Annotated in this window: 11 protein-coding genes; 9 read left to right on the top strand and 2 right to left on the bottom strand. The window is 74.4% G+C overall.

The features are described from left to right. Positions 1-195 (bottom strand): hypothetical protein (locus VGL20_20330; GenBank protein ID HEY2706036.1); only part of this gene is annotated, 195 nt, incomplete at its 3' end. Here VGL20_20330 and VGL20_20325 point away from each other — a divergent pair. The 7 genes from VGL20_20325 (at position 182) to VGL20_20295 (ending at position 7,567) form a co-directional block, all read left to right on the top strand. Continuing rightward, the gene (locus tag VGL20_20325) at positions 182-529 is read left to right on the top strand and encodes a hypothetical protein (GenBank protein ID HEY2706035.1); all 348 of its coding nucleotides are present in this window, start codon (positions 182-184) and stop codon (positions 527-529) included. The two genes, VGL20_20330 and VGL20_20325, sit on opposite strands and share 14 nt — an antisense overlap. Positions 530-592: 63 nt before the next feature. Next, on the top strand, positions 593-2,281 hold the full coding sequence (gene ftsH, locus VGL20_20320) for an ATP-dependent zinc metalloprotease FtsH (protein ID HEY2706034.1): 1,689 nt from the start codon (positions 593-595) through the stop codon (positions 2,279-2,281). A gap of 83 nt (positions 2,282-2,364) precedes the next feature. After that, positions 2,365-4,731 carry a xanthine dehydrogenase family protein molybdopterin-binding subunit gene (locus VGL20_20315; protein ID HEY2706033.1) on the top strand — a complete coding sequence of 789 codons (2,367 nt, stop codon included), beginning with the start codon at positions 2,365-2,367 and terminating at the stop codon, positions 4,729-4,731. After that, a complete protein-coding gene (locus tag VGL20_20310) occupies positions 4,728-5,495 on the top strand; it encodes an enoyl-CoA hydratase/isomerase family protein (GenBank protein HEY2706032.1) in 768 nt (255 codons plus the stop codon). The genes VGL20_20315 and VGL20_20310 overlap by 4 nt, the downstream gene beginning before the upstream one ends. Before the next feature lies 1 nt (position 5,496). Then, positions 5,497-6,303: an FAD binding domain-containing protein gene (locus VGL20_20305; protein HEY2706031.1), complete on the top strand. Its 807-nt coding sequence runs from the start codon at positions 5,497-5,499 to the stop codon at positions 6,301-6,303. Continuing rightward, positions 6,300-6,779, top strand: coding sequence for a (2Fe-2S)-binding protein (locus VGL20_20300; protein HEY2706030.1), 480 nt, complete (start codon positions 6,300-6,302; stop codon positions 6,777-6,779). The genes VGL20_20305 and VGL20_20300 overlap by 4 nt, the downstream gene beginning before the upstream one ends. After that, positions 6,776-7,567 (top strand): crotonase/enoyl-CoA hydratase family protein, encoded by a 792-nt coding sequence (locus VGL20_20295; GenBank protein ID HEY2706029.1) that lies wholly within the window; start codon positions 6,776-6,778, stop codon positions 7,565-7,567. The genes VGL20_20300 and VGL20_20295 overlap by 4 nt, the downstream gene beginning before the upstream one ends. Positions 7,568-7,819: 252 nt before the next feature. Here the strand turns inward: VGL20_20295 and VGL20_20290 are convergent, their stop codons facing one another. Further along, the gene (locus tag VGL20_20290; GenBank protein ID HEY2706028.1) at positions 7,820-8,281 is read right to left on the bottom strand and encodes a helix-turn-helix domain-containing protein; all 462 of its coding nucleotides are present in this window, start codon (positions 8,279-8,281) and stop codon (positions 7,820-7,822) included. 244 nt (positions 8,282-8,525) lie between these two features. Between VGL20_20290 and VGL20_20285 the strand changes: the two genes are divergently transcribed. Further along, the gene (locus tag VGL20_20285; GenBank protein HEY2706027.1) at positions 8,526-8,924 is read left to right on the top strand and encodes a response regulator transcription factor; all 399 of its coding nucleotides are present in this window, start codon (positions 8,526-8,528) and stop codon (positions 8,922-8,924) included. A gap of 62 nt (positions 8,925-8,986) precedes the next feature. Then, positions 8,987-9,682, top strand: coding sequence for an ATP-binding cassette domain-containing protein (locus VGL20_20280; GenBank protein ID HEY2706026.1), 696 nt, complete (start codon positions 8,987-8,989; stop codon positions 9,680-9,682). Positions 9,683-9,749: the final 67 nt, after the last annotated feature.

Genomic DNA, 9,749 nt, shown 5'->3' with positions numbered 1-9,749 from the left:
GCCGGTGTCGGTGAAGGCGACCGGGCTGGGGCTGGGCGTCGGCGGCGGCTTGGGGGTCGCCGTCGGCGGGATGCTCACGTTCCCGGGGAGCACCGCGTAGGTGAGGGTGGAGCTCGTCGTGGTGATCTCACCGCCCGGGGTGGGCGTCGGCAGGGGTGGGGACGTGGGACAGGTGCCGGCGATGCGCTGCTGCACCGAGCAGGACGTACTGGAGGTCGCTGTCGCTGTCGTACGGCTGGAGCTCGTGGTCGCCTGCACCGACAGCGAGCCGGTCGTCGTCGTGGTGCTCGTCGTCGTGGTGGCGATCGTCTCCGCGCGGGAGGCGGCCGGGCTGAACAGCAGCGCCACGAAACCGGCGAGGACGACGGTCGCCGCGATGGCACCGCGACGGGCGGCGCTCATCGGGAGGACTGCAGCTGAGAGGGTCTCTGGGACATCGCCTGAGGAGGTCGAACTGTACAGGGACGCGGTGCCGCGCCGTGTCCAGAGCGTCGCACCCCCGCGCCCGGCGGACGTGACCGGCAGCTGACAGGGCGGCGACGGCCGGGTGACGGCGCTGTTCACGGGCGCGCGCAGGGCTCAGAGTGCCCCCATGCGAGACCCACGCACGCGGCTGCTCCTCCTCATCCTGCTGGGAGCGCTGCTGAGCGTCCCCCTGCTCGTGGTCATGGTCCTCACCGTGGTCACGGGGTATCGCGTCGGCGACGGCCAGCGCACCCTGCTCACGATGCTGCCGATCGTCGGCGGCATCATCCTCCTCGTCCTCACCTTCGTGATGCTCTCGCGCATGCGCGGTGGTGGCCGGATGAGGGGGATGGGCTCGATGCCCCGCCGCGACATCAGCCGGCCGACCATCCGCTTCTCCGACGTCGCCGGCGTCGAGGAGGCCAAGGAGGAGCTGGCCGAGATCGTCGAGTACCTCAAGGATGCCGAGCGGCTGCGCAGCCTGGGGGCGAAGATCCCCAAGGGCGTGCTCCTCGCCGGCCCTCCCGGCACCGGCAAGACCCTGCTCAGCAAGGCCGTTGCGGGTGAGGCCGGGGTGGCCTTCATCGCGATCAGCGGCTCGGAGTTCGTCGAGATGATCGTCGGCGTCGGCGCCAGCCGGGTGCGCGGCGTCTTCGCCCAGGCGCGCAAGACGGCCCCCTGCCTGATCTTCATCGACGAGATCGACGCGGTCGGCCGCCGCCGGGGCAGCGGCATGAACAGCAACGACGAGCGCGAGCAGACCCTCAACCAGCTGCTGGTGGAGATGGACGGCTTCGACGACCGGGCCAACATCATCGTCATCGCCGCCACCAACCGGATCGACGTCCTCGACCCCGCGCTGCTCCGCCCCGGCCGCTTCGACCGCCAGGTCAGCGTGGACCTGCCCGACGTCGCCGGCCGGGTGAAGATCCTCGAGGTCCACGCCCGCGACAAGAAGCTCTCCCCCGCCGTCGACCTGCGCACCCTGGCGCGGCAGACCCCGGGCTTCTCCGGAGCCGACCTCGCCAACGTCCTCAACGAGGCCGCCCTGCTCGGCGCCCGCCGCAACGCCGGCGCGATCGGCATGGAGCACCTCGAGGAGGCGATCGCCCGGGTGATGGGCGGCGCCGCCAGCCGCAGCCGCATCCTCACCGAGCGCGACCGCTCGATCATCGCGAACCACGAGACCGGCCACGCGCTCGTCTTCCACGTCCTCGCCCACGCCGACCCGGTCCACAAGATCACCATCGTCAGCCGCGGCCGCTCGCTGGGCTGGACCATGGCCCTCCCCGAGCAGGAGCGGGTGCTGCTGAGCCGCGCCCAGCTGCGCGACCAGCTCGCCGCCATGCTCGGCGGCCGCTGCGCGGAGGAGCTGGTGTTCGGGGCCGAGCACATCACCACCGGGGCCCACGACGACCTCCAGCGCGCCACCGACATGGCCCGGCGGATGGTCACCGAGTGGGGCATGAGCCCGCTGGGGCTGCGCACCTTCAGCGGCACCGGCGCCGACAGCCTCGGCCGCGACCACTCCGAGCGGATGGCCTGGGCGGTCGACGAGGAGGTCGAGCGGCTGATCGCCGAGGCCGAGCAGCGGGCCCGGCAGACCCTGATCGAGTACCGCGACGCGCTCGAGGCGGTGGCCCGCCGGCTGCTCGAGGTGGAGACGATGGAGGCCTCCGAGATGGCCGCCCTGGTGGTCGCCAACCCGCCGAGCGTCAGCGGCTCCGGCTCCACCCCGGTGCAGCTGCCCCAGGCGGGCCCGGCACCGCGGCCCGCGGTCCGGCGCCGCACCCCCCGGCTGCGCCGCCCGGCCTGAGTCCGGAGCGCGCCGGCCCTTCTCCCCCAGGCGATGTAGAGTTCCCGGGCGCAGTGAAGGAGGTCATCCGCGCGCGCCCGCTGGTGGGACAGCCCATCCCCCGGGTCGAGGACGCCCGTCTGCTCCGCGGGCGGGGCCGGTTCGTCGCCGACATCTCCCCCGTCGCCGGCATCCACCACGCCGCCATCGTGCGCAGCCCCCACGCCCACGCCCGGGTCGTCGCGGTCGACGCCTCCGCGGCGCTCGCCCTCGACGGCGTGGTCGCGGTGGTCACCCCCGACGACGCCCGCCGCCTGCTGCGGCCGTTCAGCGTCGGCGTCGGCGGCGCCGAGCCCTACTGGCCGCTGGCACTCGACACCGCCCGCTACGTCGGCGAGCCGGTGGCGGTGGTGGTCGCCCGCGACCGCTACGTGGCCGAGGACGCCGCCGACCTGGTGGTGGTCGACTACGACCCGCTCGACCCGGTGCTCGACGTCGAGGCGGGCACGGTGATCAGCTCCCGCTCCTTCCGCTACGGCGACCCCGAGGCCGCCTTCGCCGCCGCCGAGCACCGGGTCGACGCGAGCTTCCGCTTCCCCCGCTACAGCTCGACCCCGATCGAGTGCTACGCGGTGCTGGCGGAGTGGGAGGCGGCCGCCGGGGAGTGCACGGTGTGGAGCAACTTCCACGGTCCCTTCGTCATGCAGCCGCTGGTCGCCGCCAGTCTCGGCCTCCCCGAGAACCGGCTGCGGCTGGTGGTGCCGCCCGACATCGGCGGCAGCTTCGGCATCAAGTCCGGGGTCTACGCCTACATCCCGCTGATCGCGCTCGCCAGCCGTCTCGCGGGGGTGCCGGTGCGCTGGACCGCCGACCGCTGGGAGGACCTGGTCGCCAGCCAGGCGGGCACCGACCGGCTCACCCATGCGTCGGCCGCGATCGACGCCTCGGGGCGGATCACGGCGCTGCGGCTGGAGATCCTCGACGACGTCGGCGCCCACCTCCGGCCGCCGGAGCCGGCCACCCTCTACCGCTGCTTCGGCAACCTGGTCGGCCCGTACGCCGTCGAGCACCTCGCCGTCGAGGCGCGGGCGGTGCTCACCAACCGGCCGCCGACCGGGCTGAACCGCGGCTTCGGCGGCCAGCAGCTCTACTTCAGCCTGGAGCGGCTGGTCGAGATGGTGGGACGGCGGCTCGGGCTCGACCCCGTCGAGGTGCGCCGGCGCAACCTCATCCCCGCCGATCGCATGCCCTATCGCACCCCCTCGGGCGGGGTCTACGACTCCGGCGACCTCCCCGGGCTGCTCGACGCCCTGCTCCGCGAGGGCGGCCGCGCGGAGATGCTGGCGGAGCGCGACCGGCTCCGCGCCGCGGGGCGGCTCGCCGGGGTGGGGATGGCGATGATCGTCGACCCCTCCGGCACCAACCTCGGCTACATCGACCTCGCCCGCACCCCCGAGGAGCGTGGCCGCGGGCTGGGCAAATCGGGGTGCACCGAGAGCGCCACCCTGACCATGGACCCGATGGGCGGGGTGCGGCTGCGCATCGCCACCGCGCCCGAGGGGCAGGGGCACGAGACCGTGGCCGCCCAGATCGTCGCCGACGAGCTGGGGGTGCCGATGGCGGCGGTGCGCGTCGACCCCTCCATCGACACCGCCGCGCAGGTGTGGAACGTCTCCTCCGGCTCCTACTCGAGCCGGTTCGCCCCGATCGTCGCCTCCGCGATCCACCGCGCCTGCGCCGCCCTGCGCGAGCGCATCTGTGCCATCGCCGCGGAGATGCTCGAGGTCGACCCCGCCGATCTCGAGCTGGTGGACGGCAGCGTCCGCGCTCGGGGAAGCGACCGTGCCGTGCCCATCCGCCGGGTCGCCGGCCTGGCCCACTGGGACCCCGGCTCGCTGCCCCCCGGGCTGGAGACGCTGCTCACCGTCACCGCCTCCTTCAGCAGCGACCTGGCTCGGAGCCCGGCGGGCGATGACACCGTCGACTCCTCGATCTGCTACGGCGGCGTCGCCGACGTCTGCCTCGTCGACATCGACCCCGACACCTGCGCGGTGCGGGTGCTGCGCTACGCCACCGTCCACGACGCCGGGCGCATCCTCAACCCGCTGCTCGCCGACGGCCAGGTGGCCGGGGCGCTCGCCCACGGGCTCGGCGGGACGCTCTACGAGGAGCTCGTCTACGACCCCGACGGCACCCCCCTGACCACCTCCTTCATGGACTACCTCTGCCCCACCGTCGCGGAGATGCCGGAGTTGCGTATCCACCACATCGACGGCGACACCGACCTCGTCCCCAGCCGGGCCAAGGGCATCGGCGAGGGCAACTGCATGGCGGCGCCGGCGGCGATCGCCAACGCGGTGACCGACGCGCTCTCGGCGCACGGGGTCGAGGTGAACGAGCTGCCCGTGCACGGCGGCAGGATCTGGGAATGGCTGCAGCGAGCGCGTCAGCGCTCAGAGGAGAGGATGTGAGCGAGATCGTCGTCGAGCGTCTGGCGGACCGGCCGGTGGCCCGGCTCACCATCGACCGGCCGGAGAAGCGCAACACGATCACCTGGGAGATGCGCCAGGAGATCGCCGACCGCATCACCGAGCTCGGCCGCGACCGCTCGGTGCGGGTCATCGTCATCACCGGCGCGGGCGGGTACTTCAGCTCCGGCGGTGACATGCGCGGCTTCCTCGAGCGCGAGCCCTACGAATTCGCCCATCTTGGCGAGAACCTGGCGGCGGTCGAGGAGGTGCCCCAGCCGGTGATCGCCGCGGTCGACGGCTACTGCTTCGGCGCCGGGATGGAGCTGGCGCTGATGTGCGACATCCGACTGTGCAGCACCCGCGCCGAGTTCGCCCTGCCGGAGTCGACCCGCGGGCAGATGCCGGGCTCGGGCGGCAGCCAGCGGCTGCCCCGGCTGATCGGCTGGTCGCGGGCGCGGGAGATGATCCTGCGCGGCCGGCGGATGCTCGCCGAGGAGGCGCTGCACTGCGGGCTGGTCTGCGAGGTGACGGCGCCCGAGGAGCTGCAGACCGCGGCGATGCGCATCGCCGACGAGCTCGCCGCCCGCTCGCCGCTGGCGCTGGCGACGCTGAAGTCGGCGCTCAACCACGGCATGGACACCAACCTGCGCGCCGCCATGGAGATCGAGCGCAAGGCCTACGCGATGCTGCGCAGCACCCACGACTACCACGAGGGGGTCACCTCGTTCTTCGAGCGGCGCGAGCCCGAGTACGAGGGCCGCTGAGCTGAAGCCGCCGCCGCTCGAGCACGTCGCCCCGGCCAGCGTCGAGGAGGCCGTCGCCCTGCTGGGCGAGGCCGGTGACGAGGCCAAGGTGCTCGCCGGAGGCCAGAGCCTGATGCCCCTGCTCGCCTTCCGGCTGGCCCGGCCCGGCCTGCTCGTCGACCTCAACCGGCTCGGCACCGAGCTCGGCGGGGTGCGGCGAGAGGACGGGGGCGGGCTCCGCGTCGGCGCCCTGGCCCGCCAGCGCGAGGTCGAGCGGGCCGGGCTGCTCGGGGTGCTCGGCGAGGCGCTGGGGATGGTCGGCCATCCCGCCATCCGCAACCGCGGCACGGTGGTGGGCAGCGTGTGCCACGCCGACCCCGCCGCCGAGATGTGCGCGCTGGCGATCGCCCTCGACGGCAGCCTCGAGCTGCGCTCGGTGCGGGGCACCCGCGAGGTTGCCGTCGACGATCTGCTCACCGGTCCGTTCACGACCACCGTCGAGCCCGACGAGCTGGCGGTCGCGCTCCGGCTGCGCCCGCCCGAGGGGTGGCGCTGGCGGGTCCTCGAGGTGGCCCGGCGGGCCGGGGACTTCGCCCTCGCCGGGGTGGTCGCCGGTCTCGACGCGACCGGCGAGCGGGGACGGGTGGCGGTGTTCGGCGCCGGCCCCCGCACCTACCGGGTCGAGGGGGCCGCCGCCGGGCTGGTCGACCGCGCCGTGGATGCCGCCGCCCCGGTGGGCGACCTCCACGGCGGCGCCGCCTACCGCCGCCACCTCGTCGGCGTGGTCGCCCGGCGCGCCCTCGCCCAGCTGGGGGCGGCGGCCGCATGAGAGAGGTGCGGCTCTCGGTGAACGGCCGGTCGGTCGCGGCCGCGGTGGAGCCGCGGACCACCCTCGCCGACTTCGTCCGCGAGCGCGCCCTGCTCACCGGCACCCACCTGGGCTGCGAGCACGGCGTCTGCGGCGCCTGCACCGTCCTGCTCGACGGGGTGGCGGTGCGGTCCTGCCTGCTGCTCGCCGTCCAGGCCGAGGGGTCGGAGGTGACCACCGTCGAGGCCCTCGCCGCCGGCGGCGAGCTCCACCCCCTGCAGGACGCCCTCCACCGCCACCACGGCCTGCAGTGCGGCTTCTGCACCGCCGGCATCCTGATGTCGCTCGCCGAGCTGTGGCCGCGGCGGGGGGAGGTGACCCGGGAGGAGATCATGGACTGCCTCGGCGGCCACCTCTGCCGCTGCACCGGCTACGTGGGCATCGTCCGCGCCGTCGAGGACGCCTTCGGGCTGGGCGCGGCGGGAGCGGCCGGATGAGCGGGATCCGGGTCGAGCACGACGGGCCCGTGACCGTGGTCACCATCGACCGCGCGGAGGTGCGCAACGCCGTCGACCGCCCCACCGCGGAGGCGCTCGCGGCCGCCTTCCGCGCCTTCGACGCCGACCCCGAGCGCAGCGTCGCAGTGCTCACCGGTGCGGAGGGAACCTTCTGCGCCGGCGCCGACCTCCACGCCATCTCCGGCGGCGGGGACCGCATGAACCGGCTGACCGCGGACGGCGACGCCCCCCTCGGGCTCGCCCGCATCCACCTCGGCAAGCCGGTGATCGCCGCGGTCGAGGGGCACGCGGTCGCCGGCGGCCTGGAGCTGGCGCTGTGGTGCGACCTCCGGGTGGCCTCCGAGACCGCGGTGTTCGGGGTGTTCTGCCGCCGCTGGGGGGTGCCGCTCATCGACGGCGGCACGGTGCGGCTGCCCCGCATCGTCGGCCAGGGGCGAGCGCTCGACATGATCCTGACCGGCCGGCCGGTGGCAGCCGCCGAGGCCCACGCCTGGGGGCTGGCCGACCGGTTGGTGCCGGCGGGGACGGCGCTCGCCGCCGCCGCCGGCCTCGCCCGCGAGCTCGCCGGACTGCCCCAGCGCTGCATGCGGTCCGACCGTCTCAGCACGCTCGAACAGTGGTCGCTCGACCTCGACGGCGCCCTCGGCAACGAGTTCCGCCACGGCATCGAGGTGGTGCGCTCGGGGGAGACGGGTCGCGGCGCGGCGCGCTTCAGCGGCGGTGCCGGACGCCACGGCGCGGCGGCGGAGGAGCCCGCCCCGGGCTGACTCTCGTCATCCGTGCGTACGCATGCCGATGCGTTTGCGTCAGATGACGTAAAAAAGGGCGCCCCCGGAAACCAGGGACGCCCCGAGAGGGGGGGGAACAAAGTTCAGAGGTTTCCGAGTATACACGCAAACGTGCGCAAGGTCGCGCATCCGCCCATGGGCATGCCCATGACCTGCCCATGCGACATGTGTCGATGGCCGGTGCGGTGGGTCACCCCCGATCAGCCCGGATCGGCCGGGGGGTGCCGCCGGTCAGCCCGCGGAGCCGGAATCCTGCGAGTCGTCCTCGGGCCGGAGCTCGAGGTCGGGGCGGCGCCGCTGCCACCAGCGGCGCGGCGGCTCGGGAGCGTCCACGGTCTCCTGCTCGCCCTCGGGGCCGGTGATGCCCGGGCGCCTCAGGGTGAGCATGGCGATGATGCGCCGCAGCTCGGCCTCGGCCTCGACGGTGCGGTCGCGCGAGGTGCGCACCTCCTCGAGGAGCATCTGCAGCGCATGCTTCTCGGCGCGGAGCCGGATCAGCTCCTCGCGGTCGCTGGTCATCAGCTCGGTCGCAGCTGGAGCGGCCGGTACCACCAGCGAGTCGTCGAGGTCGATCAGCCAGCGACCACTCGCATCCTTGTGCGCGGGCAGGTCACGACGCTCGATCCGCCGCCGGATCGTGTCGGTGCTGACACCAAGCAGTCGTGCCGCCTCGCGGATGCCCACCGTGGCCATCTGTATCTCATCTCCCGGAGAGAACCCTGCTGCCATGGCATGCACTGGGCATCCTTCCTGGTAGTGATAACGGCGCTCGCGGCTTCTTCTTTCAGTCCCTCCCCGGCGGCGGCCCGCGCCGGACCGCGCAGGAGCCGGCGCAGGGCTTCCCGAAGGCCCCGCACCGGTGCCCGAATCCCCTGAACCCGCCCGTCCCGGGCAGCCTGATGTTATAGTCATCGTGTAATTTTCTTGGAGAGGACCGATGGGGATTCAGACACTCGTCGCCGGCGGGTCCGAGACCCGCGAGCGAGTGGTCGGCCTCCTGGAGGCGGCCGGCGGCTACACCGTCGTCGCCGAGGCCGCCAACGGCGTCAGCGCGGTGCAGCTCGCGGAGCACCACCAGCCCGACCTCGTGGTCATCGAGGCCGAGCTGCCGGAGCTCGGCGGCATCGAGGCCACCGCGCCGATCCGGTCACGGGTGCCAGCCTCGACGATCGTCGTGCTCACCCGCCGCGCCGGCGGCCGCCTGGCGATGCGTGCCGGCGCCGACGGCTCCGTCCCCGTCGAGAGCGACGACGCCGCCATCACCGCGGCGGTGCAGGACGCGCTCCCCCACGAGCTGCGAGGGCACTCCACCCGCACCGCCGTCCGGGGCCGCTGACCACCGGTCCCGGCAGTCCCGGCCCCGTATGATCGGGTGCCCCGGGGCACAGGGAGAGGCGGATGGCGGTGGTGGGCCTGGCCCTCGACGGAGTCGCCCCGGCGGACCTCGCCGGTCACGGCGCCACCCTGAGCGTGCCGCCCGGTGAGACCGCGGTGCTGGCCGGCCGGGAGGGCGCCGGCAAGAGCCGGCTGGTGCGCGCGCTGATGGGGCTCGAGCCCGGCCGCGGCCGGGTGCGCATCGGTGAGGACGAGCACGACCTCGCCGCCGGGTCGCCGCCGCCCCGCTCGGCGCTCGGCGCGATCCTCGACCCCCCGGTGCTGCAGTCGGGCCTGGAGTGCGGGGCGAACATCCGGCTCGGCGAGCGCGCCGCGCCCCGGGGGCGGCGCCGCCGCGCCGAGGAGGTGGTCGAGGCCCTCGGCATCGAGGACCGGCTGCTCGGCCTCCACCCCGCCCACGTGCCGCTCCGCGGCCGGCAGCTGGTGGCGCTCGCCCAGATGCTCGCCGCGGGGAAGCAGGCGGTGGTCTGGGACCTCGCGCGCGCCGACCTCTGGGCCGACCTCGACCGCGCTCGCGCCGCCTTCGGAGAGGTGACCTGGCTGGTGCTGGTGCAGTCGGCCCGGGCCGCCCTGGTCCACGGCCAGCACGCCGGCATCCTCGAGCGCGGGTGGGTCACCTGCTACGGCCCCCGCGCCGAGGTGGCGGAGCGGCTCGCCTTCGTGGTGGCGCTGCGCGCCGAGGACGGCGCGGTCTCCTGAGGGGCGGTCAGCCGGCCCGCTCGAGGAGGATGACGGGGATCACGCGGCCGCCGGTCTTCGCCTCGTA

It is taken from the genome of Candidatus Dormiibacterota bacterium (assembly GCA_036495095.1).
Classification (GTDB): Bacteria; Chloroflexota; Dormibacteria; order Aeolococcales; family Aeolococcaceae; genus CF-96.
This window is presented reverse-complemented; position numbering and strand designations above follow the sequence as displayed.

What these genes read in the sequence shown, in the direction of transcription:
- VGL20_20325 (HEY2706035.1), top strand. Translation starts at nt 182, where the DNA reads ATGCGCTGCTGCACCGAGCAGGACGTACTGGAGGTCGCTGTCGCTGTC.
- ftsH (HEY2706034.1), top strand. Translation starts at nt 593, where the DNA reads ATGCGAGACCCACGCACGCGGCTGCTCCTCCTCATCCTGCTGGGAGCG.
- VGL20_20300 (HEY2706030.1), top strand. Translation starts at nt 6,300, where the DNA reads ATGAGAGAGGTGCGGCTCTCGGTGAACGGCCGGTCGGTCGCGGCCGCG.
- VGL20_20295 (HEY2706029.1), top strand. Translation starts at nt 6,776, where the DNA reads ATGAGCGGGATCCGGGTCGAGCACGACGGGCCCGTGACCGTGGTCACC.
- VGL20_20290 (HEY2706028.1), bottom strand. Translation starts at nt 8,281, where the DNA reads ATGGCCACGGTGGGCATCCGCGAGGCGGCACGACTGCTTGGTGTCAGC.
- VGL20_20285 (HEY2706027.1), top strand. Translation starts at nt 8,526, where the DNA reads ATGGGGATTCAGACACTCGTCGCCGGCGGGTCCGAGACCCGCGAGCGA.
- VGL20_20280 (HEY2706026.1), top strand. Translation starts at nt 8,987, where the DNA reads ATGGCGGTGGTGGGCCTGGCCCTCGACGGAGTCGCCCCGGCGGACCTC.